The sequence below is a fragment of the Haliscomenobacter sp. genome (genome assembly GCF_965225875.1).
GTDB lineage: Bacteria > Bacteroidota > Bacteroidia > Chitinophagales > Saprospiraceae > Haliscomenobacter.
The window spans coordinates 2,648,165-2,674,455 of the sequence record NZ_CBDDBS010000002.1 but is presented as its reverse complement, the minus strand read 5'-3'; the positions used below and the strand labels follow the sequence as shown (position 1 = coordinate 2,674,455).

Annotated in this window: 20 protein-coding genes; 15 read left to right on the top strand and 5 right to left on the bottom strand. The window is 47.4% G+C overall.

What is annotated here, in order from left to right:
* The first annotated feature begins 55 nt into the window (after positions 1–55).
* Genes ACO08K_RS13305 through ACO08K_RS13295 form a run of 3 tightly spaced genes read left to right on the top strand, consistent with a single transcriptional unit; the run spans position 56 to position 3,455 of the window.
* Positions 56–1,777, top strand: a complete 1,722-nt coding sequence (locus ACO08K_RS13305) for an ArnT family glycosyltransferase (protein ID WP_421796894.1) — start codon at positions 56–58, stop codon at positions 1,775–1,777.
* Positions 1,778–1,779: 2 nt separating this feature from the next.
* Positions 1,780–2,193, top strand: a complete 414-nt coding sequence (locus tag ACO08K_RS13300) for a sugar 3,4-ketoisomerase (protein WP_421796893.1) — start codon at positions 1,780–1,782, stop codon at positions 2,191–2,193.
* A 41-nt stretch (positions 2,194–2,234) separates the two neighbouring features.
* Positions 2,235–3,455 carry a CotH kinase family protein gene (locus ACO08K_RS13295; protein WP_421796892.1) on the top strand — a complete coding sequence of 407 codons (1,221 nt, stop codon included), beginning with the start codon at positions 2,235–2,237 and terminating at the stop codon, positions 3,453–3,455.
* A 105-nt stretch (positions 3,456–3,560) separates the two neighbouring features.
* Here ACO08K_RS13295 and ACO08K_RS13290 read toward each other — a convergent pair whose 3' ends face one another.
* Complete coding sequence (locus ACO08K_RS13290; RefSeq protein WP_421796891.1) at positions 3,561–6,341, bottom strand: DUF4394 domain-containing protein; 2,781 nt, start codon at positions 6,339–6,341, stop codon at positions 3,561–3,563.
* A 173-nt stretch (positions 6,342–6,514) separates the two neighbouring features.
* Complete coding sequence (gene rpoN, locus ACO08K_RS13285) at positions 6,515–8,068, bottom strand: RNA polymerase factor sigma-54 (RefSeq protein ID WP_421796890.1); 1,554 nt, start codon at positions 8,066–8,068, stop codon at positions 6,515–6,517.
* A 363-nt stretch (positions 8,069–8,431) separates the two neighbouring features.
* On the opposite strand from rpoN, the gene ACO08K_RS13280 reads away from it, so the two are divergent.
* Positions 8,432–8,641 (top strand): hypothetical protein, encoded by a 210-nt coding sequence (locus ACO08K_RS13280; protein WP_421796889.1) that lies wholly within the window; start codon positions 8,432–8,434, stop codon positions 8,639–8,641.
* 408 nt (positions 8,642–9,049) lie between these two features.
* On the top strand, positions 9,050–9,367 hold the full coding sequence (locus tag ACO08K_RS13275) for a hypothetical protein (protein ID WP_421796888.1): 318 nt from the start codon (positions 9,050–9,052) through the stop codon (positions 9,365–9,367).
* A gap of 93 nt (positions 9,368–9,460) precedes the next feature.
* Here the strand turns inward: ACO08K_RS13275 and ACO08K_RS13270 are convergent, their stop codons facing one another.
* Positions 9,461–10,444: a glycosyltransferase gene (locus ACO08K_RS13270; RefSeq protein WP_421796887.1), complete on the bottom strand. Its 984-nt coding sequence runs from the start codon at positions 10,442–10,444 to the stop codon at positions 9,461–9,463.
* Between the two features lie 308 nt (positions 10,445–10,752).
* On the opposite strand from ACO08K_RS13270, the gene ACO08K_RS13265 reads away from it, so the two are divergent.
* The 6 genes from ACO08K_RS13265 (at position 10,753) to ACO08K_RS13240 (ending at position 17,163) form a co-directional block, all read left to right on the top strand.
* Positions 10,753–12,744, top strand: coding sequence for an OmpA family protein (locus tag ACO08K_RS13265; protein WP_421796886.1), 1,992 nt, complete (start codon positions 10,753–10,755; stop codon positions 12,742–12,744).
* A 113-nt stretch (positions 12,745–12,857) separates the two neighbouring features.
* A complete protein-coding gene (locus ACO08K_RS13260; protein WP_421796885.1) occupies positions 12,858–13,859 on the top strand; it encodes a sugar phosphate nucleotidyltransferase in 1,002 nt (333 codons plus the stop codon).
* 120 nt (positions 13,860–13,979) lie between these two features.
* Positions 13,980–14,513 (top strand): TlpA family protein disulfide reductase, encoded by a 534-nt coding sequence (locus tag ACO08K_RS13255; protein WP_421796884.1) that lies wholly within the window; start codon positions 13,980–13,982, stop codon positions 14,511–14,513.
* A gap of 233 nt (positions 14,514–14,746) precedes the next feature.
* The gene (locus ACO08K_RS13250; protein ID WP_421796883.1) at positions 14,747–15,319 is read left to right on the top strand and encodes a nucleotide exchange factor GrpE; all 573 of its coding nucleotides are present in this window, start codon (positions 14,747–14,749) and stop codon (positions 15,317–15,319) included.
* Between the two features lie 6 nt (positions 15,320–15,325).
* Positions 15,326–16,504 (top strand): molecular chaperone DnaJ, encoded by a 1,179-nt coding sequence (gene dnaJ, locus ACO08K_RS13245; protein WP_421796882.1) that lies wholly within the window; start codon positions 15,326–15,328, stop codon positions 16,502–16,504.
* Positions 16,505–16,683: 179 nt separating this feature from the next.
* The gene (locus ACO08K_RS13240) at positions 16,684–17,163 is read left to right on the top strand and encodes a gliding motility lipoprotein GldH (RefSeq protein WP_421796881.1); all 480 of its coding nucleotides are present in this window, start codon (positions 16,684–16,686) and stop codon (positions 17,161–17,163) included.
* A gap of 88 nt (positions 17,164–17,251) precedes the next feature.
* On the opposite strand, the gene ACO08K_RS13235 is transcribed toward ACO08K_RS13240, so the two are convergent.
* Together ACO08K_RS13235 and ACO08K_RS13230 are read right to left on the bottom strand one after the other, a co-directional pair.
* Positions 17,252–18,661: an ArnT family glycosyltransferase gene (locus tag ACO08K_RS13235; protein WP_421796880.1), complete on the bottom strand. Its 1,410-nt coding sequence runs from the start codon at positions 18,659–18,661 to the stop codon at positions 17,252–17,254.
* Positions 18,662–18,771: 110 nt separating this feature from the next.
* A complete protein-coding gene (locus ACO08K_RS13230) occupies positions 18,772–20,535 on the bottom strand; it encodes a S8 family serine peptidase (RefSeq protein ID WP_421796879.1) in 1,764 nt (587 codons plus the stop codon).
* Positions 20,536–20,768: 233 nt separating this feature from the next.
* On the opposite strand from ACO08K_RS13230, the gene ACO08K_RS13225 reads away from it, so the two are divergent.
* From ACO08K_RS13225 to ACO08K_RS13210, 4 genes are all read left to right on the top strand, one after another.
* The gene (locus tag ACO08K_RS13225; protein WP_421796878.1) at positions 20,769–21,236 is read left to right on the top strand and encodes a hypothetical protein; all 468 of its coding nucleotides are present in this window, start codon (positions 20,769–20,771) and stop codon (positions 21,234–21,236) included.
* Positions 21,237–21,300: 64 nt separating this feature from the next.
* A complete protein-coding gene (locus ACO08K_RS13220) occupies positions 21,301–21,903 on the top strand; it encodes a DNA-3-methyladenine glycosylase family protein (protein ID WP_421796877.1) in 603 nt (200 codons plus the stop codon).
* A 76-nt stretch (positions 21,904–21,979) separates the two neighbouring features.
* Positions 21,980–23,626: an FAD-dependent oxidoreductase gene (locus tag ACO08K_RS13215; protein ID WP_421796876.1), complete on the top strand. Its 1,647-nt coding sequence runs from the start codon at positions 21,980–21,982 to the stop codon at positions 23,624–23,626.
* A gap of 268 nt (positions 23,627–23,894) precedes the next feature.
* The gene (locus tag ACO08K_RS13210; RefSeq protein ID WP_421796875.1) at positions 23,895–26,276 is read left to right on the top strand and encodes an FtsX-like permease family protein; all 2,382 of its coding nucleotides are present in this window, start codon (positions 23,895–23,897) and stop codon (positions 26,274–26,276) included.
* Positions 26,277–26,291 lie beyond the last annotated feature (15 nt).

Genomic DNA, 26,291 nt, shown 5'->3' with positions numbered 1-26,291 from the left:
AAAATCAAAAGTTTACTTTATTTTGTTTCCGTTCCTACCAACACCTATTCACCAAATGGACAAAAACAAGGGGAAAAAAAAGCGCCCTAATCCCGGGGCCCCTACCAGGCAATCTAAGGCCATACCTACCACTGCGCCCACCAAAGTTGAACAAGCCTATGAACCATGGAAACCAGGGGTGCTACTCTGGTTGCACCTTGGCATCATTACGGTTGTTCTCCTGATTTTGCGCATCAGTTTAATCGACTTGCCGCTGGAGCGCGACGAAAGTGCGTATGCCTATCTTGGCAAAAGAGCAATCGAGGGCTTAGCGCCTTATCGGGATTTTTACGAAATGAAACCACCTTTGTTGTTTTATGGCTACGGTCTTTTGGATCTGATTTTTGGGTACAGTCACGCAGGTTTACGTTGGGGCGCCTGGTTTTTAACCTGCTTGATGTGTGGTGCGATTTATCTGATTGGGCGTAGTTTTTTTGGGCCAAAATATGGCTTAGTGGCTGCTCTGGTTTTGGCTTTATTCAGTGCGAACCCCTATACGAGTATGGTTTTTGCAGAGTCGGAGTTGTTGGTGATGGCCCTGGCTTTGTACGGGATTTGGTTTTTGTGTCGATTGCTGCAAGAAAAAGAGCATCCGAAGCAGGAGCATTGGTGGTTGATGGGCGCTGGGCTCTTAATCGGCAGTAGTGTGATGGTCAAACAGTCGGCCGTTTTTTTTCTGGGCTTTGCGGCTGTGGCGCTGATTCTGCTGGCCGAAGGGGATAATCTGCGGGCACGGCTCGGTAAGTTGATCCAGCGTGGACTTTGGTTTTCAGTTGGAGCAGTTATACCGGTTTTACTGTGCCTGGGCATCATTCTTGGTTTTGGTGTATGGGAGGAATTTGCATTTTGGAACCTGGAATACCCCAATCTCTACACCCAAAATACCAATGAAGGTGCTGGATTCGATCTACTAAAGGTCAATTTTGAGAGCCTGACGCAACGGCAATTGCTCTTGTGGATTTTGAGCGGCTTAGGCTTGCTAGCCATCGTATTAAAAGGTTTAAACAAAAAAATGAGCATTGCCTTGGTGGCTTTGGTGCTCTTTTCCTTTTTAACCCTTGTGCCAGGAAGGCGCTACTATCTGCATTATTGGATCCAGTTCTTACCAGCAGTAGCACTGCTTTTTGCCCATTTGTTTTTTCAACTGGAAAAATCGGGTGAAAGACTGAACTTAAGCATTGCCAGAAATTTAAGTTTCCCCTTAGCGGCTTTGTTTTTGCTAGTTGGGGTGGCTTTGTCCAGCGCTCATTGGTTAAAAACGGATTCGAATACCCTGATGCGAGAAATGTTTGGAGGGAACCCTTTTGTGGAGGATCAATTGATGGCACGCATGATCGAATCACAAATTCAACCCAATGAAACAGTAGCGGTAATGGGCTCAGAGCCCCAAATTTATGTGTACCTCAATCGCAAGGCACCTAGTCGACATTTTTATACCGCTTTTTTATCGCGTCCGCACCGTTTTACCAAAATCTGGCACGAGGAAGCATTGGAGGGCCTCAAGACACAAAAACCCGATTACGTAGTATTCAACATCGTATCCATGTCCTGGATGTTGCGCCCGGATTCCGATCAGGGTTTTTATCAAAACTCGTATTCCTGGGTCATTGAAAATTACAACCCTATTGCTTGGGCTGATTATGTGGATTATTACAACCCCACTATCGTTACCGATGCAGCAGCGAGCACCTACAAACCGCAAAGTGGAAGTTACGTGATGTTGTTGAAGAAAAAATAATAATGAGCAGCACCGAACCACAATTGATCCAATTCCAGACCCACGGCGAATCAGCAGTTGGTTATTTGGCGGTTGCACAAATCCAACAGGACATTCCTTTTGTGGTCAAACGTTTGTTTTGGACCTATTTTACTCCACAAAGTGTCATCAGGGGGCGGCATGCCCATCATACCACGTCAATGGTGTTGATTGCGGTGCATGGCCGAATCGAGGTGCACACGGAAATGCTCAATGGGCGAAAAAACAGTTTTTTATTGGATCGACCCGATGTTGGGGTATGGATGCCTCCGCTCACCTGGCATACCATGCAGTACAGCCACGATGCGGTACAATTGGTGTTGACAGATACGGAGTATGAGGCGACGGATTACATTCGGAGTTACGAGGAGTTTGTAGGTTTGAAGGGTGGCGAATGAAAGATTTCTCTTAAATTGTGCCAATTAAAGTCCCTTCAGCTATGAGAAAATTGTTTACCCTCCAATTCTTTGCAGTGGTGCTCCTTTTTCCACTATTGTGTTTTACACAGGTCACTACTCCACCAAGTCTGCGCCTACTGCCAGCGGAGGAAGAAGAGTACCACCAAATCGAAACCAACATCAATGCCAAAGATCTGGCTGCTTTCCGTACCTCACGGGGGCTAAAATTGAGTACCATTCCCAAAAAAATGAGCTATGACAACCAGGAATTAGCCCCTGAAACGATGAAATTGCGGGGTAAAACCTCTCTGAAATTTCGTCGAAAAAGTTACCGCGTAGAATTGAGTGCCCCCTTTACCTTCAACACCGCACAAGGACAAAAGGCGCTTAAAAATTTCCATTTGTTGAGCTTGACCATGGATCGGGGCTATTTCGGCAATCGCCTGGCTTTTGCTTGTTTGCGCGAAACGGGTGTGGCCAATTTATACCACAGTTATTTGGAGCTCAAAATCAATGGGCAATCGGAGGGTTTGTACTGCTTTATCCAGCGCCCGGAGGATTATGCCCTGGAAGATTTGGGCTCACCCTACGTGTTGCGACGCTCAGCTGTCGATTTTGTCATTGCTGATTACAAATTGGCCAAAGGGCAAGCACCTGAACTCAAAACCCAGGCCGACGAGGCTTATCAGGCCATGATTCGAGCTGCCAATGACTTGGAAGGAGAAGCCCAATTTGAGTATTTGCGCACCCACCTCGATCTGGATGCCTACTGTAGCTGGCTGGCTTTGAATACCTGGTTTCAGAATGGCGATTATACAGACGAAGTACTTTTTTACGTCCAACCGGGCAAAACGCCTACCCGTTTTGGCATCATTCCCTGGGATTTTGATGATGTATTTGCGACCAGTCCCCATGAAGACTGGCCCCGCAGGAATGCTGCATTGGGAGAGAAATTATTGTTTTCCTCTGAAGTTAGTTTGGATCGCTGCATTGCCAATAACCCCCTGCTCTACCGTTTTTACCTGCAAAAGATGAAAGCCTTGCTGGAAGCTTTACCCGAAGCTAAACTCCGGGAACTCTTCAGTACAATCTATGCGGAAATACACCCTTATTTCAAGCGTACACCCATTTTGGAAATGACCCAATACGATCGGCAAAAAACGACGAGCCTAACCCGCCTGGAATCACAAATGAATGAGTCCTTTCAGTTTTTGGTCAAGCGGCGGGGAAATTTATTGAAAATGATGGAGGGAAAGGAATGAAATACCAGGCATGTCACCGTCCTGAGTGCCGGGTTAAAAAAAGGTCCAATTTTGGATTGCGCCAAAACCAGACCCCTTTTCACCTAACAAAATTTAACAAGCAAATTATCGCACAATGACTTTAGCCAATCCTTGCAGACTTCCATCAAGGTAGAGTTGTACGAAATAGAAGCCTGGGATCAGTTGATTTTCGCGGTTCCAGTTCACTTGTTGCTTGCCGGAGGAAACTTGTTGATCCATTACCACGGCAATCTGGCGACCACTCACATCTGCTACAACTACTTTGGCACGAGCACTGGTCGTCAACTCAAAACTGATGCTACTTTGATTTACCATTGGGTTGGGGTATACCGACAAACGGTTAGCATTCCGGCTGACGATGTCACGTGTGCCAACCGTCACCACCGAATCAATTTCAATAGCGATATCCCGGATTGAAATCCCGCTGCCTATCATACCCGTCAGAGTAGCTACGCCACTGGTCAAATTCAGGGAATATAAACCATCAAAGGCCAATGCTCCGGTATTTGCCGCCAGGAATGCCAGATTGGCTTTAGCAGCGAAATCGTAATAAATATCCAGATCCGTCGACAAGTCGAGCAGGTTCAAATTGATGCCCAATCCACCCACTGTGTTCAGCGTACCATTGTTGGGTGGAATTTGCGTCAGCAACACGGCTAATGAATCATCGATGGTGTAAAGTGTAGTAGAGGTTGAGGTATGGAAGGAGTTGGTATAGGCTCCGGTACCTACCGCCGGATTTTTTCCAGCATTAAGGTCTCCGGCCGCAAATGCCAGGTTGCCATCCGTAGCAACAATTGCACCGGTTACAGGATGCAAACGGTAGTTGGTATTGTTGGCAGCAACTATCCGAATTCGATCCACTGTAGGGTTGAAATCAAAACCTACGGCGCTGCCACTACCCAAGCTTAATTGAATCGGAGCAGTCCCAACCACAGTTGCTACGGCTGTAGTTTTGTTGATGACGTACAATTGGCTCTCTCCATTGGTCGCATTGTAACCCAAAGCGTACAATTCCCCGGTAGCAGGGCGGAAGTCCATGCCCACCATGGTCTGCCCTGCCGCTACGCCGGTAATGGCTACGGCAGTGCGAATGGTTCCCGGCAAATTGGAATCAAAAGTCAAGAGGTTATTGTTCGATGACAGTGCAAAAATGGCTTGGCCCTTTATTTCAAGAGGCACTGTCCGGTCAATGGCTACCGCAATATCAGTCAGGCCAATGCCCAAACCAATCGAACCGACCAAACTGGTCGCACCAGTACCAAGATTGACCTTGTACAATTGATCAAAAACCTGGGTCAGAGGGTTTATGCACAACAGTGCCACATTGCTATTGGTCGCTTCGTTGAAAAAAATGTCCAAATCTGCCGTTTGGTCAGCCAAGTTGAGGATCAAACCCGTAGTCCCCACCGTGTTTAAAACACCATTGTTGGGTGGGTTTTGCGTTGTGAGGATGTTCAAGGAATCGTCGTAATTGTACAAAGTAGTTGCTGTAGCACCGATGTAGCTGTTGGTGTAGGCACCTGAGCCGATGGAAGGATTTTTGCCCACATTGACATCACCCGCAGCAAAGGCCAAAGCACCATCCGTAGCAGCAATTGCACCCGTTACGGGGTGCAGGCGGAAGTTGGCATTGTTGCTGGCGGTTACCCGGATGCGATCCACGGTAGGGTTGAAATCAAAGCTGATTTTGCCCAAATTAGCGCCCAGGTTCACTGCCGCCATACCAATGGCGGTAGCTGCACCCGTGGCTGTTGCGATGGTGTACAAACGCGCCTCCCCGGTGGTGGCGTTATACCCCATTGCGTAGAGTTCGCCAGTAGCTGGCCGGGTATCCAGACCCGCTAAAACTTGTCCAGCTGCTACACCAGTTACCGCTACCTGGCTGCGCACAACAGTTGGTAAATCGGAATCAAAGGAGATCAAATTGCCATTGGTGGTCAGGCCATAAACGAGTTTACCCGTCACCATTGCGGGTACGTTGCGCTCAATTTTTACCGCAATATCATTCAAGGGAATTCCCGGGCCAGCCAACCCGATCAAGGTCGCCAAGCCAGTGCTGAGATTGATGGAATAAACATTATCCAATAAGGAAGTCAAAATATTGGCTACAAGGTAAGCTTTGTTAGTGTTGGTCGCAGCATCAAAATAGATGTCCATATCCAGGGTAGCGTCCAAAAGGTTCAAACTAATCCCGGAGATACCTATGGTGTTCAAAGTGCCATTATTGGGTGGAATCTGGGACACGAGCACGTTCAAAGAGTCGTCGTAGTTATATAAGGTAGTGGTGGTTGCGCCGATGTAGCTATTGGTATAGGCACAGGCTCCAATGGAAGGATTTTTGCCCGCATTGGCATCACCCGCCGCGAAAGCCAGCGCACCGTCAGTGGCTACCAGTGCACCAGTAGTGGGGTGCAGGCGGTAGTTCGCATTGTTGCTGCCAATGACCCTAATGCGATCAACGGTAGGGTTGAAATCGAAGCTGATTTTGTCCATGTTGGCCTGCAAAATGGTGGCCGAAGTGCCAATGGCGGTGGCCGCACCTGTAGCAGGATTGATTCGATACAGCCTGGCCTCGCCATTGGTGTTGTTGTAGCCCATGGCATACAATTCGCCAGTGGCAGGGCGGCAGTCCATTCCGGCAATACTTTGACCCGCGCTTATCCCGGTGATGGTGGTGGTACTTAAAATCAGTGCCGGATTGGAGGCTTCAAATGTGATCAGACTAGTGCCCGACAATCCGTAAATGGTTTGAGCAGGCAAAGTGTTTTTTAGAAAAAAGATGCTTAGAAACAGGAGTAAAAGCAATTTGTATCGCACACTTAGGTGCGAATAAGTGTGGAGAGAAGGTGCAGAAACAATCATGGTTGCAGTGTTAGTCGTTAGGAAAATGATGAAATGACCTTATGATTGTTGCTACGAGATGGAAGCAAACTTGGATTTATCAATGGGAAAAAACCAGAATGGCTCGGGGTATAAAAAAAGCCTAAACCAAAGACAACCTTCGGTTTAGGCTTTTTAAAATATAGAAAAGAAAATTATAGTTCTTTCCGCAAACTTGCTTTGGGCACATTCAACTGCTCACGGTATTTGGCTACCGTCCGTCTGGCAATGTTGTAGCCTTTTTCCTGTAGTAGCTGAGTGAGCTTATCGTCAGAAAGCGGTTTACGTTTATCTTCAGCGCTGATGATTTCGGTAAGGATTTTTTTAACCTCCAGGGTAGAGACTTCTTCTCCTTCGCTGTTCTGCAAGGATTCCGAGAAAAATTCTTTCAGGCGACGGGTGCCATACTCCGTTTGTACGTATTTGCTGTTGGCCACCCGTGAGATGGTCGACACATCGAGGCCGGTGCGATCAGCAATATCCTGCAAAATCATCGGGCGAATCTTTTTTTCATCGCCACTCAAAAAGTATTCTGTTTGGTAGTCCATGATGGCGTACATCGATTTGTACATCGTTTCATGGCGTTGCCGGATGGCATCGATGAACCAGCGGGCGGATTCAATTTTTTGGCGGATGAATTGCAGGGTTTCTTTTTGGCTGCGGGTTAGTTTATTGACCCTGCGCTGGTCGTTGTAGGAGCGCAGCATATCGCGGAAAGAATCGCTGATGCGCAGGTCTGGAGCATTGCGGGTATTGAGCGTCAACTCCAGCTCTCCATCCCGGTTGAGCACAATAAAATCGGGAATGATGTATTGCGCCGAACGTTCCATCGATCCCGCAATGTAACCACTAGCGGGTTTGGGATTGAGCTTCAGGATTTCGTGGATGGCGGCCCGCAGTTGTTTTTCGGTCAGGTTGAACTGGCGTTGCAGTTTGTCAAAGTGTTTTTTAGAAAAAGCTTCAAACTGCCGATTGATGATTTTACAAGCTACTTTCAGCGCCTGTAATTCGTCATCATCCAGGTCTTCGCCTTGTTCTATTCTGATCAACAATTGGATGTACAGGCATTCCTGCAAATCGCGGGCACCAATGCCCGGAGGGTCCAGGCGTTGAATTTTTTTCAGGATATCAACTACCTCTTTTTCCTCAATCATCAGGTTTTGAGAAAAAAGTAGGTCATCCGCAATGGCATAAGGCTCGCGGCGCAGATAACCATCTTCGTCAATGCTGCCGATGATTTGTATGGCAATGGTTTCTTCCCGCTCGTTGGTAAGGTTGAGCAGGCCGATTTGTTGTTCGAGGTATTCGTGGAAACTGTTCTCGATGGCTACCGGAACGGTCTTTTCTTCTTCGTCGGCCTGGTAGCTTTCGCCCCGTTCTTTGTAGGAAGCAGGGTCGTCTTCCATGTAGCCGTTGAGGTAATCGTCGAGATCGAAGTTCTCGTCGCTGTACTGGGTTTCTTCGGCATCGGCCTCATTGCTGGCGGCCGCAGCGGCTTCCTCGCCAGCGGCATCGGTGCCTGATTCAAAGTCTACTTGTTCGTCGGCAAACTCGTCATTGGTTTCTTCCAGCGCCGGGTTTACTTCCATTTCCTCCTTGATGCGTTGTTCGAGCAGCGCAGTGGGTATCTGCAGCAATTTCATCAACTGAATTTGCTGTGGAGATAACTTTTGGAGTAAGAGCTGACGTTGTCCTAAACTTGTTTTCACGTTACAGTACTGGCTAGATGTCGAATCAATTAATTGTAAATACGCAAAAATCCGAGGATGGTTGCATCGTTTAGCAAAAATCGTTCCAATTTCTCAAATTTAGGGGGTATTGTGGCAAGAATCAAGGGGAAGTGGTAGAAAAAAAAGTAGTCTGTGGATTTTGAGGTATTCAAAGATATACTTTTAGGGCAATTCTTAAAATTTGGGGTGGTCTAAAACATGCAAAAGTGCCTTGATTAGAAATTTCTACCGACATATATTTGCAAGAACTGCAAAACAATGCAACCAGGTGGGGCATTGCCAAAAGTGCAGAGGCCTTGAAGAAAACAAAAAACGAACTTTTATCAATCTGAATTACACCTTATGACACAATTAGATCAAACCCAGGACTCCGCAGACCTTACGAAAGCTGGTAAAAAAAACATTTCGCCTACTTTAGCTGCCGTCATTGGCTTTATTTTGGGCATTGTACTCACGTCGATACTGAGCAATTGGCAAGATGTAAAAGAAGGTTGGGAAGATGGCTGGCAAGGTAAACCTCCCCGCCATCACACAGAACCCTCAGGGAAATAACCCCGCCGGCATAAGTGTTCGGAAGACTAGGCTCTTCAAAATCAGCTAAAAACATTGCGCTATCGCTGGTTCAAGTCTCCAGACTTGAACCAGCATCCGGGCGTCTCCAGACGCAAAATTATGCACGATGTATAACGAAAATTACAAGTCTTTGGTTGGAGTAGGCTGGCTTTTAAAGAGTAAATAACTCATTTTCTTTTGATTACACACATCAGGAGACGTGCAAATAATGATACAAGTCTGGAGACTTGTACTAGCGGTAGCACGATATTTTTTAGTTGTGGTTGGAAGACTTGGAATATCGGGGAAAATTGAAGAATCAAAATAAATCATTAAGTGATGAGCACAAAAGTTTTCTTAATTGTCTTTTTGTTCATTTTAACAAACTGTGCAACTAAGCATTCGGACATGGAAATATGTTTTGAAGGTGTTCAAAGCAGAATAAAATCGGATTCGGTTTTAAAAAAATTAGCTTATAGTCCTATTGAATACTATGCAGATTTTGCTTATATAATCAATACGGCGGTTAACGAAGAGTCAAAATCTAACTCAATATGCTCGACCGCTCTTAATGAATTTTTATTGGAAAATAATAACAATAAAAATAGCATTACTGTAAATAATTTAATCTTGTTTCAGCAATTTCAGGCATATCTGAAACATGAGAGATTTAATTATTCAAAAGCTTTAGACAATGCCTTGAAATACGAAGCTAAACGAAAGTAACCCGCTGGTACAAGTAACTTGCTCAAGAAGTCTTGCATACCAGCGGTAGACTTTAACTAGCCGGTAAGATTTGAACTAGCGGCTAGAAAAATACTAAAAACATTTTCCCAGCTCAAAATCTTCTTGTTTAGACCAAGGAAATTTCCCCTCCACCTCCAACTTCCGCGCTAAATACTCCTGCTCCGGCTGCCCCGGCGTAGGCACCAACCATGCTGGCCGCTCCGTAACCGCCAAATCCATCAAGGTACTATACCCCGAGCGGCAAACAATCAGGCCAGCTTGGGCAAAAAGCAACGACAAGCCCGCTGTATCCAGATGGGGTGCTACAGTAAGGTTACCCTCTTGTTGTTGAAAAAAAGGCACTTCCGGTTTGCCCTGTAGCAGGAAAAAATGCTCATCCGGGAAATCTCGCACTTGCTCCCGAATCTGTGCCTCCCAAATGCTGCGTTGTGGCTCGGGGCCAGAGAGGACAAATGCAACGCGGTATTGAATCGGAGCCTCCATTTTGTGCAAGCGCGACAAAGGCCCCAAATACCGGGTTTTGACCCCTCGTAAAGGCGGATGGCTCAAATCTCCCGCCAAGCCAGGATATGTTTCCCAATCTGGAATCCAGGATTCCTGAAAGTACGTCCGAATCCAAAAGGCATTGACCGATTGCACCGTACGCCCTCCGAACCAATGTTTGGCCGGCAAGTGAATTTGATGCGAAACAAAAGCATTAAAAACCCCCGGGATATAGCACCCAAAACGTTGGTCGGAGATGACCCGGTCGAAATGGAATTCTTGGTGCAAAGCTTGTACCACCCTGTATTCACGCATGATGGCCAGGAAAATCTTGGGCATCTGCCGCAGCATGGGCCAGTACAAGTTGGCTTTCGGGTAAGTAACCGCATAATCTGGCAGCTCGTGGCAGGGCAAATCCGGGAAAGTTTGCCGCAAAAAAGCCAGTGCGCGCCCATTGGAAGCCAGATGTACTTCATGCCCCATGGTTAGCTCTTGTTCAATCAAAGGCACACTGCGCGTAGCGTGGCCGAGGCCCCAGTCCAGGGGCGTAACGAGGGTTTTTACCGCTGACATCAATGTATTGTAGTTGGGCAAAAATAAATGTTCATTTTTCTTGAGCCCAAGGATTAGATAAGGCACTTGAAATGAAACGTTTACTCATCTAATCCTTTGGCAAAATGAACAATTTATTTTTTTATCGCCCCATTGGATTATTACCCGACAATATCTCGATTTTTTCATTGTGCATTGGTGTCATTCATCAACGATATTGCGCTTATTTTTGCAGGCGGACTAATGCTCAAAACAAGGCATTAAAACATCTTATTTTTTCGTTATCTTGTTAGCAGTACCAATTTATCCGCGTTATCAATCCCTTAACTATGCAGCGAATATTTACCTTCCTAGTCTTTTGTTCTCTTTTTTGTAGCAGCGACCTTTTGGCCCAGAACACGGTCACGGTCAAAAACTGCAACCGCATCAACAGCGCGGCACTTGAATTTTCTCCCGCCTTTTATGGCAATGGGATGGTTTTTGTCTCTTCCCGCAAACGTACAGGTGAGGTAGACAAAGTAACCGGAGAGACTTACTTTGAGCTCTACTACGCCGATTTTGATGAAGACGGTATGCCCATCCATCCAGCTCCTTTTTCTGCTGAAATCAATTCGGACCGCCATGAAGGACAAGTGAGTTTTACCAAAAGCTCTGATAAAATGTTCTTCAGTCGCAACAACATCAGTAAAGGGGTGCCCCAAGCTGGCAAAGACGACACCGTGCGCATGCGCGTGTATGAGGCATTTAAGGGGCCTTACGATTGGGAGCGGGTTCGCCCCCTGCCCTTCAACAACGTCAATTATTCCTGCATGCACCCCTCTCTGAATTACGATGGTACCCGTTTGTTTTTTGCTTCGAATATGCCGGGTGGATACGGTAAAATGGACATCTACTTTGTAGACTGGGATGGCAGCAAATGGTCGGACCCCATTAATCTCGGTCCAGAGGTCAATACTTCCGGCAACGAAGTTTTTCCCTATATCCATGACAATGGTGCCTTATTTTTTTCCTCCACCGGATTGCGGGGACTGGGCGGACTTGATGTCTACATGATCGATCTCAGCGGCAGTGAATGGGGCAAGGTGACCAATTTGGGGCAACCCTTTAATTCCAAAGCTGATGATTTTGGTTTGATTCTGGACAAAGAAAGTACCCGTGGCTTTTTCTCCTCCAATCGCAGTGGCGGCTCTGGGAAAGATGATATTTATGCCTTTGAGGCGCCCAACGGACTACAAGGACTCAAACCCGTCATTCAAGCTACCCTTCGCATCACCGCCATCGATGAGGACAACAACGCCACCATGCCCAACGTGAACATCCGCGTTTTTGAACGGGCCAGTGATGGTTTGATAAAGGACGGGAATACCTATGCGGCTACCCTGGTGCCTGCCAATGATCAATCGCAAGAACTGATCATGCGGCTCAACCGCAAAAACGACGAGGAATTGGGTAGCCCTACCACCGTAACCGGGCGAGATGGCTCTTCGACAATCAACCTGGCGGTCAACCGCGAGTATGTTTTATTGATTTCAAAAACGGGATTCAAAACCCAGGAACTTCCCTTCACCCCCAAAGCACAAAACCTGAAAAATACCATGGATGTGCGCATGGCCCACATCAACTGTATTCCTTTACGCGGTCTTGCTTTGACCGACAAGTACGAAAAACCCATTCCGAACACCAAAATCCGGGTGATTAGTAATTGTAATGGACAGGAAGTTTTACTCACTTCCAACCTGGATGGCACTTTCGACCATTGCCTGGACTTGGGTTGTACCTACACCATTCTGGCGGAGAAATACGGATTTAAAACCTCCCAAACCCAACTTTCTACCGAAAACGTGCGGGGTAGCCGTTCCTTTTCCATTAGCATGCACCTGGTTCCAACCAACGACGAAGTGATGCGCAAGCCCCTGGCAGAAGGTACGATCATCGTAATGGAAAACATCTATTACGATTTCAATAAAGCTGCTATTCGGACTACTGATGCGCGCGACCTGGAGGCCTTGACCCGTTTGATGCTCAAATACCCGACCATGGAAGTTGAATTGGGCGCACACACCGATTCCCGGGGCACGGCTGAATACAACATGCAATTGTCACAGCGCCGGGCTGAAGCGGCCAAGGAATTTTTGGTGCGTAAAGGAGTTGCGGCCAACCGCATTCGCACCACTGGCTTTGGTGAAACCCAAATCCGCAACCATTGTAAGGATGGCGTAGAATGTGTTGAAAAAGAACACCAATTCAACCGTCGAACGGAAGTGAAAGTGTTAAAAATAAACGAAACTGCACAGTACGAGCTGAAACCGGGTGGGAATTGAGATTTTACTATCTTAGGGGCGACAAAAAAATAAATGTTCATTTTATTTTGGGCAAAGGCAAAATGAACACTTATTTTTTGCCCCACTACTTAGGGTCCTGATACAAACAAATCATGCATACCAAAGCCATTATTCCGGTAGCAGGCGCGGGCACTCGTTTGCGGCCATTGACTTATACCCAGCCTAAACCCTTAATTCCGGTAGCGGGTAAGCCCATTATTTCCTTCATCATCGATCAATTGATCGACATTGGGGTGCGCGACTTTATTTTTGTGATTGGTTATTTGGGGGAAAAAATCAAAAACTATGTTGAACAGGCTTACCCCGACATTGAAAAGGAGTTTGTCAACCAGGAATTGCGCTTAGGTTCTGCGCACGCCATCTGGACCGCCCGGGAATCGATCCGGGATGCCGATGATGTATTCATTTTTTTTGGAGATACCATCATTGATCTCGATTTTCAATTGGTGCTCCAGGATCCTTATTCCAGTTTGGGGGTAAAAAAAGTAAATGATCCACGCGAATATGGTGTAGTAGAATACGGAGAGGAAGGCTTGGTCAACAAAGTGATTGAAAAGCCCCGCATCCCCAAATCCAATATGGCTATGGTGGGCTTTTACCACCTCAAGGAAGTTCCGTCTTTTATCGATGCACTGGAGTTCAACATCAGCAACAACATCCGCACCGATGGGGAATTTCCCCTCACCGATGCCTTGATGCGCATGATTGAAAAAGGCACCCGCTTCAGCACCATTGAGGTCGATAACTGGTTCAATTGTGGCAAAAAAGATGTATTGCTCGAAACCAATGCAATCATGTTGCGGCGTAAGGGGTATGCCTCGGCCAATCTGCCTGAATTTGACAACTCCATCATCATTCACCCGGTCAGTATTGGTGAAAATTGCCAAATCGTAAACTCTATCATCGGCCCACATGTTACCATCGGCAACAATGTTCGCATCAACAATGCCATTGTACGGGACTCAATCATTGGCAACTATGCCGCCATCCAGGAAATCATCCTCCAAAATTCGGTGGTGGGCAATGACGCGTCAATTACGGGTTTAAGGCAAAGTTTGAACATTGGAGACAATACAGAAATAGATTTTAGTTGAGAAGTTGAGAAGTTGAGGAGTTGAGGCTGCCGCAGCGACTTAGACAAAGCCCTTGTCAAAATCGCTGCGGCAGCCTCAACTCCTCAACTTCTCAACCTCTCAACTTCTCAACTTTTTTGCATGAAAATCACTTTCGATCGCCTTGTCCTCGTCCTCATCATCGCAGTGGCAGGCATCTACATTGGCAAATACTTTTACCAAAAGCCACAATTTGTCAATGGTCAAAAAGCGCTGGATTTCAAGGCGCTAACCATCAGTAATCAAAATTTTCAACTTTCCGACCTAAAGGGCAACTACGTTTTGCTCGATTTTTGGGGGTCCTGGTGCGGCCCTTGCCGGATGGAGAACCCTCAGTGGGTAGCTTTGAACAATCGTTTTTCGGGGCAAAAATTGCCCAAAGCACAGGGGTTCCACATCGTCAGTATTGCCATAGAAAGGAATGCCGAAAGCTGGAAAAGAGCCATTGAATACGATGGACTCAATTGGCCACTGCACATTTTGGATCAAACCAGCAGCATGAAATTTTTCAATTCCCCGATTGCTACATTGTACAAGGTGCGCGCCTTGCCCAGCAATTATTTGATCGACCCCCAAGGCATGATCGTTGGCGTAAATCTAAGCCCTGAAGAGGTAGAAAAGCGGATCACCCAGTAAGGCAGAAAAATCAAGTTCCCGATTTGGGTTTTGAATAGGAAGTCGAACGCTTTATTTCAAGTGAGCTTCCTATTCAAAAGCCTCAAAAAAAATCAGGAAGTAATTTTTTGCGTCATACTCGGTAAATCTTGTCATGACATGCTGTCAAAAACTGACAAGCTGACCTTTGTGTCCCCCTTTTTTCTGACATGGCAAGATAATTGATGAGGGTTCCAAAAAACAATTGTATCGTGATGGATCCAAATAAAGAAGTGGAAATCAACGAAGAAACCTTAGAAACACCCGTGGAAAACGACAACAACATCAACGCCGAAGGGCAAGGAGACAAGACCCCCGGCGGAGACTTCTCTGTGGAGGAACAACTGGCACGTTCGCAACGGGATTACGCCGATTTGCAGGACAAATACATCCGTCTGGCTGCCGAGTTTGACAACTTTAAACGCCGTACCCTCAAAGAACGGCTTGAGTTGATGCGTACCGCTGCTCAGGACACCATTCAAGCCCTGCTGCCCGCACTCGACGATTTTGACCGGGTCAAAACCGCTAGTGAGTTGCCCAACAGCACCGAGCCCTTTAGTGAAGGGGTCAAATTGGTCTACCACAAATTGTACCACATTCTGGCTGCTCAAGGTTTGGAGCCAATGGAATCCAATGGCCAAGATTTTGATACTGAAATCCACGAAGCCATTACCGAAATTCCCGCACCTACCGAAGAAATGAAAGGTAAAGTGATCGATACTTTGGAGAAAGGATACAAACTTAAAGATAAAATGATCCGCTACGCTAAAGTAGTGGTGGGCAAATAACAAAGCATGGCGAATAAGCGCGATTTTTACGAAGTGCTTGGGGTGGCAAAAAATGCTGATGAAGCAGCTTTAAAAAAAGCCTACCGCCAACTGGCGATGAAATACCATCCGGATAAAAACCCCGGAGACAAAGAAGCGGAAGACAAATTTAAAGAAGCTGCCGAGGCATACGAAGTACTCAACGATGCCGATAAACGGGCTCGTTACGATCGTTATGGCCACGCGGGTGTTGATCCCAATATGGGTGGCGGTGGTGGCTACGGTCCAGGCGGTATGAGCATGGACGATATTTTCTCGCAGTTTGGCGACATCTTCGGGGACGAATCACCCTTTGGTTCTTTCTTTGGTGGCGCTGGTGGGCGTTCGGGCGGCGGCCAGCGTGGTGGCCAACGCGGGGGCAACCTCCGCATCAAAGTATCCCTTACCCTGGAGGAAATCTCCAATGGGGTTACTAAAAAAATCAAGGTCCGCAAACAAACCACCTGCGACGAATGCCGTGGATCTGGGGCCAAAGACTCCTCTTCGGTCAAATCTTGTAACACCTGTAATGGCGCCGGCTATGTACGCCAGGTGCGCAATACCTTCCTGGGACAAATGGCGACTACTACACCTTGTCCTACCTGTGGAGGCCGCGGCCAGGTGGTAACCAGCCATTGTGCCAAATGTCGGGGTGCCGGAACCGTGGAAGGTGAAGAGACCCTCGATATCGATATCCCAGCAGGCGTTGAGGAAGGCATGCAGCTCCAAATGCGGGGCAAAGGCAATACAGGCCCCAATGGTGGTCCGGCTGGCGACCTACTGATTACCATCGAGGAAAAACCACACGAGCACTTGCAACGGGATGGGCAAAATGTGATTTACGAGTTGTTCGTCAATTTTGCCGATGCCAGTCTGGGTACCTCTGAGGAAGTTCCTACCCTGGATGGTAAGGTCAAAATCAAAATTCCAGCAGGTACTCCAGCAGGCAAAATATTCCGCTTGAAGGATAAAGGCTTGCCGTCGGTACAAGGTTACCGGGGTGAGCGCGGTGATCAACTGATTTACGTCAACGTTTGGACGCCGAAAAAACTGAACGACGAGGAACGCCGCTTGTTGGAAAGAATGCGGGAATTGCCCAACTTCAAACCACAACCTGGCAAGTCTGACCGCAGCTTTTTTGAAAAAATGCGCGACTTTTTCAAATAAGTAATGGTGCTAATCGTTGCTTGTGAGAAATCGTTTTTCACAATGTTTTTTAGCACAAAGGACACCAAGGAGGGCACAAAGAACACAAAGTTAGACGTTGACGTTTCTTTGTGTTCTTTGTGCCCTCCTTGGTGTCCTTTGTGCTAAAACATGTCGCTTTGAGTCGTCAATACATCTTTATGAAAAAAACTTTGTCCATTTGCTTAGCTCTCGCCTTCCTACTTAGCGCTTGTGGCCCCAACTACGTCTACAATGACCAAACGACCTTCGAAAACGATACCTGGACTTATCAGGCCATACAGCAGCACAAGGTAGAGATCAAAGACACCACTTTCCTCTACAACCTGATCATCGGGGTCAAACACAGTCCGGAATACGCCTTCCAAAACTTGTACGTCAAAATCAAGACCGTTTTCCCCAATCAAGAAAAACGCGAACAAGTCGTCTCGCTCAACCTGGCCGACGGCAGCGGCGCCTGGTACGGTAAATGCAGTGGCAAAACTTGTAGACTTGAAATCCCTATTCAACAAAATGCCATTTTTGAACAGCCTGGCACCTACCAATTCAGCATCGAGCAGTACATGCGGACCGAAAAAGTAGAAGGGGTGAAAGGTTTGAGTTTTAAAGTGGAAAAGACGGTAGCCAAAGCCGAGAAATAAAGCTTTGAAGCCTATTTGGTCAAATTGAGTGAGCTACTTGGGTGCCTCTTAAGTGCCTAAAGTTTCTGAGGTGGTGAAAAAGAAAAACCTACCACGGCCGCCGTTCATACACCACCGCCTTATCCCGTATCTTCTTTATTTCCCGATAACGGTACAAAAACGCCTTCGCCGCAGGTTCATCTGGCAACTCTGGCTGGAATACTACAAAGCGAGGATTGATCTTTTGAATTCGGGCCAACTCTTGACTCAAGTGAATCTGCAACACCGCCCGGTGCCGTTTTTCCCAAATCAAGGAGCGATGCACATACGGCGTAGGACTTTCCTGACCCAGCAAGTGATAAACAATCTGATGGTAATTGCCCATGTAAATCCGGTCATCGGGCAACAAAAGTGGGCGCAGGTAATTCGCGGTTTCCTGCGCGTGGTCAGGCTTGTCGAGGTAGTCTTTTTTTTGCAAAAACAAATTGACCAAAAACAACAAACTCAGTACAATTGCGCCATTGCGCAGCCTAAACAAGGGCGCAATCCAACGCGGTTTGGGCAAATCACGTGCATAAAAAGTACCCGCCAACCAAGCCACGGGCAACATCATCTGGATAAAATAATGCCCAAAAGGTTTGCCCTGCACATTGATGGCCACTAAAACGCATACCGCCCAAATACAAGCCAAAACCCAAGGCTTGACCCGCCAATATAAGCCCCAGGAAAACGCCAGGGTAATTGGTAAAAAACGCAACAAAAAATCCAATAAAAACAAAGCCCGATTCCCTACACTGAGTTCAGCCGGATAGGCACCACCTACCCCAAAAGTATAGTGTAAAAACACCTGCTCCAATCCCCAGCTGCGGTACGTCCAATACACCAGCAGGGGGACAAGCAAAAAAGCGCTGATCATCAACAAACCTTGGAGCAATAAACGCATCAGGGGAGCTTTCGCCTGCCAAAAAATCCAGATCAACATCAGGCCCATGGCTAGGGCGTCGAAGGCCACCGTGTATTTGATCATAAAACCTGCTCCCAGGCACAATCCTGCACCCAGAGCACCCCAAATTCGTTGGGGATAGCTTACAATCAGCCATAAAGCAATAGCATTGAACAAGGCGTAATAGAGTTCTGTATTTGGAGATACTCCATAAAAAGTAAACAAGGAGCACAGGAAAATGTACATCACGCCACTGGCGCGGGCCGCGTTTTCATCTGCCTGCCAGGCTTTGGCCGCGCGATACAAAAAATAGGCAGTGCCCGCCACCCAAACTGCGGTAAACAAGCGCAACAAAAAAATCGATCCCCCTCCAATTTTTAACAAAGCCGCATAAATCAGAAAAATCCCCAAGGGCTTGATGTCAACTACATCCACCCAGTAAGTCTGCCCACGCAATAAGGCATCTGCAATGACAATGTAAGTTGATTCATCGTGATTGATAACGGATGGGAAAAACGAAAAAACGCGCAGCAAAAAAGCCGTTCCTAAAAAAATGAGGAAGGGGGATTTGAACATGAGTTGAGGAGGTTGAAAAGGTTGAGGAGTTGAGCAGTTGAGAAGTTTAGATCGACGCTTCGGCTCCGCTCAGCGACCGATCTAAACTCCTCAACTGCTCAACTCCTCAACTAGATTTTTACAATTTTCTGGTACCCATAAGCACTTCCCGCCACAATCCGAATGAAGTAGGTGCCCGTTGGTAAAGCCTCCAAGTTAAGGGTTTTGCTTTGAAAATTAGCTTGTGACAAGACATGCCGTTGCAACAAACGCCCCGCAGGGTCCAACACCTCCAGTTTGCCCGCATCGGTTAAGGTGCCGACTTCGATCAGCACAGTGCCATCTACTACTGGATTAGGGCTTATTTTCATCGCTATTTTTTGCTGCTTGGGGGTATCCACCGGGGTGCTGATGCGTTGAGCGGCTTCTACTGCTGCCAGCACATTGATGCGCCCGTAACCGTACACTGGATTGGGGCTTCGATCGCTGCGCAAGCCTGAACAGCTCATGGTATCGGTGAGTGATACAGCGGTTTTTTCCAACAAGGTTTCAATTGTTTCTACCTGCCCAGCCAACTTAGGATTTGCGGAAATGATCAAGGCAACTGCTCCCGCCACGTGCGGCCCGGCCATGCTGGTTCCGCTTAATGAAGCAAACCCACCTCCAGGCACCGAAGAGCGCACCGCCTGGCCCGGTGCCGAAACATTAGGCTTGAGCACCGCTGTATCTTGCCATCGGGCCGGGCCACGCGAACTGAAGCGAGCAATTACATCACTGATATTGGTGGCACCAATGGAAAACGATTGGGGAAAAAAAGCGGGGGCATCATCTACCGAGCCACAACCCTGACTACCAGAATTGCCCGCAGAAACCACCACCACTACTCCGGCTGCCCTTAGATTGATGATGGCTTTTTCCATGAGCTTCCAGTTGTTGGGTCCACAACCTTCAATATCAGGGCAAGCCCATGAGTTGTTGATCACGTGGGGGGCCAGCTTTGGATTAGGGTTTTGATTTTTCAAATCGGTGGGGCCCAAAAACCACTGAAAACAATCCAGGTAAGAGGCCGGGCTGCCCCAACCCCGATCCATATTGCGGCAACCAATCCAACGTGCGCCTGGAGCAACCCCAATTTGGTTGCCAGCTCCGTCATCGCCTACCATGGTGCCCATCGTGTGGGTGCCGTGATTGTCGTCGTCACAAGGAAATTTGGAATTGAGTCCACAGGGGTTGATGGTGTCGTTGTTGAGCGGATTGTATTTGCTGATCCCGTCGTGCCAGTTGTAATTGTGGTTGGGCGTGGCTTCCACATTTCCCCGGTATTTTTTGATGAGGGCAGGGTGCTCCCAGTCGTAACCGGTATCCTGGCCGGCAATCACCACTCCTTGCCCGGTAATCCCCTTTGCCCACACTGCAGTAGCTCCAATTTTATCAATGCCCCACTCCACACTGGAGCGTAAACTGGCAATTTCCGTTTCCATTCGCGGTGGCGACAGGTAGGTATGTGGATTGCTGATGATGGCTTGTACTGCCGGATGAGCCGCCAGCAGAGTGGCCGTGGTCTGATCCAACTCAGGGACAAAGATGGCATTTACAATCCACAGCGGACTGGCACTGAGTTTGGCATCAATTAAAATTTTCCACAAGGGGGCCTGGCTGCGTTCAGCAGTCGCTTTTAGTTTTTGAAAAACATAAGCTCCTTTGGCTTCTTTGCTTGGGAGTTGTAGGGCAAAGCTCAAATCCACTTGTTCAGCCAGCATGATGATGGCTTCCGCGTGCCCCTGAGTATGCAGCATTTCCTGTACCTCTCGCTCTATTTTTTGTGCCTGGATTGGTGAAAACAAACCCAGGGCAATTCCAAACAGGCAAAATGCGTTAATAAAGATGTGTTTCATCGGATTATGGTTATGGCCTTTTTAAAGCCCTTGAAACAAATGCATTAACATATTTGATAATCAACAAAATAAAAAGCGTTAAATCTTTTGCAATTCTCGAAAAAGAGCTATTTTACATGCAAATGACAAAATAGCCTCACTTTACTCCATTTCCAGCTATTGAGATACAATATTCCCATTGGTGCATATCAACAGAGAGCAACAAGATCTACGTACTCAATCATTTTCACGGCATGGAACCTTCCATTCAGATGTACAACGCTTTTTCAGGGGTCAATCCACTGGAAAATAGCGCACTACTCAACTTCTTCCGGGCACATACTCCCGATACCGAATACCGCGCCATTCAAGAGGCATTGGATTATGCCCTCAAAAATAAACCTTCTTTCGGAGGATTTGTACTCACCTACACAGTCGGCAATCGAATAGTTGCTGGTGTAGTCGTCAATAAGACAGGAATGCAGGGTTTTAAGTCTGAAAACCTGTTGGTCCTTGCTGCATTACACGAAGATTTTAAGGCACAAACCAACTTATTGGAAGACCTGATCAACAAAGCAGTGGATTATGCTGATGGTGATATCGCCATTTACGCCAAACCCAATCACCCTGCCTTGATGATGGCCAAACGGATGGGTTTTAAAGAGCAGTACGTAGAGCTTAAATTTCAAAAAGCAGCTCAGGTGGCCAAAATAAGAGTTTAATCAATTTTCATTATTAAAAATAAAGTTTTATTTTGCGTGAGTTTTTAAACAAAACACCCGACTCATGCAAGAGCAAGTTATAGCTCACCTTTCCCGTGATCCACTCCTGGCATCCATCATTCCTGGTATTGCTTTTCCAGATTATGGTGCCGACAATACTGATGTTTATTTCGGTTTGTTGGAATCTATTGCGTCTCAACAGCTTTCCGTCAAGGCTGCTGATACCATTTTTAAACGATTTTTGGCCCTTTTTCCCAATGATTACCCCAAAGCAGAATTGTTGGTAGAAACGCCTCATGAAAACCTGCGCGGCGTAGGGCTTTCCAATCAAAAAGCGCAATACATGCGCAATACTGCCGCTTTTTTTCTTGAGCATCAATTGTTTGAAAAAGACTGGTCCAACTACAGTGATGCCGAAGTGGTACAAACGTTGAGCAGCATCAAAGGGGTAGGCAAATGGACCGTGGAAATGATCCTCATGTTTGTGCTGCGCCGCCCGGATGTATTTCCCATCGACGATTTAGGGGTGCGGCAAGCGATGATCCGTCTGTATAAAGTGGAATCGGAGGGTAAAGCCCAATACCAACAGCTCACAGAGATTGCGGAAGCCTGGCGCCCCTATCGCACCTACGCCTGTCGTTACCTTTGGCGCTGGAAAGACTCGTAGGGGCAACCCTACGTGCTTGCCCCGCCCTAAGGGTAGCCACATAGGGCTACCCCAACATATTTGAAAATTTCCATCAATGAAGCCATATCCGTTTTTATACTTCCTCTTCTCAGCATTATTACCAATCTTTTTATCCGCTCAACCTAAGTACGAAGCTGATGTAATTGTTTATGGAGGCACTTCCGCTGCAATTACCGCCGCGGTACAGGTGAAAAAAATGGGCAAATCCGTCATCATCGTTTCGCCGGATACCCATTTGGGCGGCCTATCTTCTGGCGGCTTGGGCTTTACCGATACAGGAAACAAAGAGGTCATCGGAGGGCTCTCCCGGGAGTTTTACCACCGCCTTTACGAACATTACCAGCAGGACAACTCCTGGGTATGGCAAAAAAAAGCGGAGTACGGCAACAAAGGCCAGGGCACACCCGCCATCGATGGCAGCAACCGCACCATGTGGATTTTTGAACCCCATGCTGCGGAAAAGGTTTTTGAAGATTTTGTCAAAGAGTATAGCCTTACTGTACACCGCAACGAATGGCTCGATCGCTCAGCCAAAGGAATCAGCAAAAAAGGAGGAAAAATCCGTTCTTTTCGCACCCTCAGCGGAAAACAGTACAGCGGAAAAATGTTCATCGATGCTACCTATGAGGGTGACCTTATGGCACTGGCCGGCGTCAGTTACCATGTAGGCCGTGAAGCGAATTCGGTGTACAACGAGAAATGGAACGGCGTACAAACCGAAGTTTTTCAACACGGCCACCATTTTAAGGCTAAAATCAGTCCCTACAAAATTGAAAATGACCCCAGCAGCGGCCTCCTGCCCGAGGTGTCCGCCGAGCCTGCGGGTGCCTATGGTTCCGGCGACAAGCGCATTCAGGCTTATTGTTTTCGCATGTGTTTGAGCAATCATCCGGACAATCGTATCCCCTTTCCCAAACCAGTAGGCTACGACCCCGCCCGTTACGAGTTGTACGCCCGGGTATTCGCCAGTGGCTGGCGCGAAACTTACGACAAATTTGATCCTATCCCCAATCGCAAAACCGATACCAACAACCACGGCCCCTTCAGCACTGACTACATTGGCAAAAATTACGATTACCCAGAAGCTTCCTACGAACGACGCAAAGCCATCATCAAAGACCACGAATTGTACCAAAAGGGACTGATGTATTTTTTGCAAAACGACCCACGCGTGCCCGCCGATGTACGCGATAAAATGCAGCAATGGGGCCTGCCCAAGGATGAGTTCACCGACAATGGCAACTGGCCACATCAACTTTACATCCGTGAAGCCCGGCGCATGATTGGGGAATTTGTGATGACTGAAGCCGATGCCCTGGGCAAAACCAAGGTACCCAACCCGGTGGGTATGGGCTCCTACGCGCTGGACTCGCACAATACCCAGCGCTATGTCAAGGCTGATGGTTACGTACAAAATGAGGGGGATATTGGAGTTCACCCGGACCGGCCGTACTCCATTGCCTATGGCTCGATTTTGCCCAAAGTCAAAGAATGCCAAAACCTCCTGGTTCCGATTTGTGTGTCGAGTTCACACATTGCTTATGGCTCTATTCGCATGGAACCGGTGTTTATGATTTTGGGGCAATCGGCAGCTACTGCTGCGGTATTGTCAATTGACAACAAAATCAGTCCTCAAAAACTGCCTTACGAAAAATTGCGGGAGGTATTGTTGAAAGATCAGCAGGTGTTGGAAAGACAATAATGTACACGACCCAGGGTAGGCATATAATTGCTCCAAAAAAGGTGTAGCCTGTATTAAATTTAGTTTTATCAAAGCAATCCTGGCTCAGGGCTACCCCTGGGGCTCAATGGAAAGCCATTGTCCATAAATGAACAAGCAATTGGATACCGTACACTGGTGTTCAAAATTGGACAAAGGCAATTCAGATGTTATTTATAAAAAACTGACAACAAAACACTTGCTTTATTGGTACAAAAATTGGGGAGTGTATTCCAAAATACACCCGACCATGTACCGCAACTATCTCAAAATTGCATTCCGCAATCTCCTCAAAAACAAGGCCTCTACATTGATCAACATTGGTGGGCTTGCCGTGGGTATGGCTGTAGCCATGTTGATCGGATTGTGGATATGGGACGAATTGTCCTACGATCGTTATCATGCCAATTACGAGCAGATCGCTCAGGTGATGCAACACAATGTGTACAATGGCGTGGTAGAAACACAGGTCTCTAACCCAGCCGTCATGGCGGAAGAAATTCGCGACAAATACGGGAGTGACTTCAAATACGTCTTACAATCCTCCTGGAATTTTGACCATACCCTGGCCTATCAAGACAAAAAACTCCTCAAACCCGGAAGTTATTTCGAGCCCCAGGTGACTGAGATGCTTTCGCTGAAAATGCTCAGGGGCACCCGCGATGGGTTGAAAGAACCTTACACGATTTTGCTGTCAGCGGCGGTAGCCAAGGCTTTTTTTGGCGAGGCTGATCCCATGGGCAAAATGTTCAAAATAGACAATCAGGTGGAGGTAAAAGTAACCGGCGTGTACGAAGACCTACCTTTAAATTCTACTTTCCGGGAACTGAGCTTTATCCTGCCCTGGCAATTGTACCTAATCAGCAACCCCTGGGTGAAAGAAATGGAAGAACCCTGGGGTAGCAATTTTACCCAAACTTTCGCCCAAATTGCCAACAATACCGATATGGCCACCGTGTCGGCCAAAATCAAAAACGTCAAATTGAATCGGGTCAGCAAAGATGAGGCGCGCTACAAACCCGTGGTTTTCCTGCACCCCATGTCGAAATGGCATTTGTACGAAGAGTTTAAGGAGGGCAAAAACATTGGCGGACGTATTCAAACCCTTTGGTTGTTTGGCATCATTGGCATATTTGTACTGCTTTTGGCCTGCATCAATTTTATGAATTTGAGTACGGCCCGTTCCGAAAAGCGGGCCAAAGAGGTGGGCATCCGCAAGTCCATTGGCTCGCTGCGCACCCAACTGGTTACTCAATTTTTCAGTGAATCGTTGCTCGTAGCCCTATTCGCTTTTGTTTTTTCCATCGTGCTGGTTCTGCTGATGCTGCCCTTTTTTAATGAAGTGGCCGATAAAAAAATGGCCATTTTATGGAGCAATCCACTTTTTTGGAGCATTGGCATTGTTTTTAGTTTGCTGACTGGTTTGATTGCGGGTACCTACCCCGCTTTTTACCTTTCTTCCTTCCAACCGCTCAAGGTCTTAAAAGGCACCTTCCGGGTAGGGCGCTGGGCTTCAGTGCCGCGTAAGGTATTGGTGGTGCTGCAATTTACAGTATCGATTACTTTGATCATCGGCACGATCATCGTTTTTCGCCAAATTGAATACGCCAAAAACCGGCCCATTGGTTACGAGCGCGATGGTTTGGTTTATTCGGGGATTACTGAACCCATTCACGCCCATTTTGAGGCCATCAACCATGAACTCCAAAGCAGTGGTGCCATCGTGGCCATGACCGGAGCGGGCAGCCCGACCACCGAAGTGTGGAATACCAATGGCGGCTTTAATTGGGAAGGCAAAGACCCCAATCTGGCCGTAGATTTCCCCAACAATGCCGTTACCCATGATTACGGTAAAACAGTGGGCTGGAAAATCAAAGCCGGACGGGATTTTTCCCGGGAATTTGCTACAGATACAGCTGCCTTTATTTTGAATGAATCGGCGGTAAAATTCATTGGTTTTAAAGATCCCATTGGTAGCATTCTGGAGTGGAACGATGAGCCCTTTCGGGTGATCGGGGTAGTGGAAGATTTGCTGGTGCAGTCTCCCTACCAACCCGTGCGACCTTCCCTTTTTCACATCGAAACGGGAAGCCCCAATGTTGCCATCATGAAGATCAACCCCGAGCTCAGTCCCAAGGCTGCACTGGGTAAAATCCAGGCCATTTTTGCCAAAAACGACCCTGCCTCCGTGTTCGAATTCCAGTTCATCGATGAGGAATACGCCCAAAAGTTTGGCGACGAGGTGAGAACGGGCAAACTGGCTACTTTTTTTGCCATTTTGGCCATCTTCATTTCTTGTCTGGGATTGTTTGGGCTGGCCTCTTTTGTGGCCGAACAACGCACCAAGGAAATTGGAGTGCGCAAGGTACTCGGAGCAACCATCCTGAGCGTGTGGGGTCTTTTGTCAAAAGAGTTTGTGGCGCTGGTATTGATTTCCTGCGTATTGGCCATACCACTTTCCTGGTATTACCTGAATGGCTGGTTGCAGCAGTTCGAATACCGCACGAACATCTCCTGGTGGATTTTTGCTGCTGCGGTAGTTGGAGCCTTGCTGATCACTTTGCTGACGGTGAGTTACCAGGCGATTCGGGCGGCGGTGGCCAATCCGGTGAAGTCGCTAAGGAGTGAGTGATAAAAACCTGGAGAT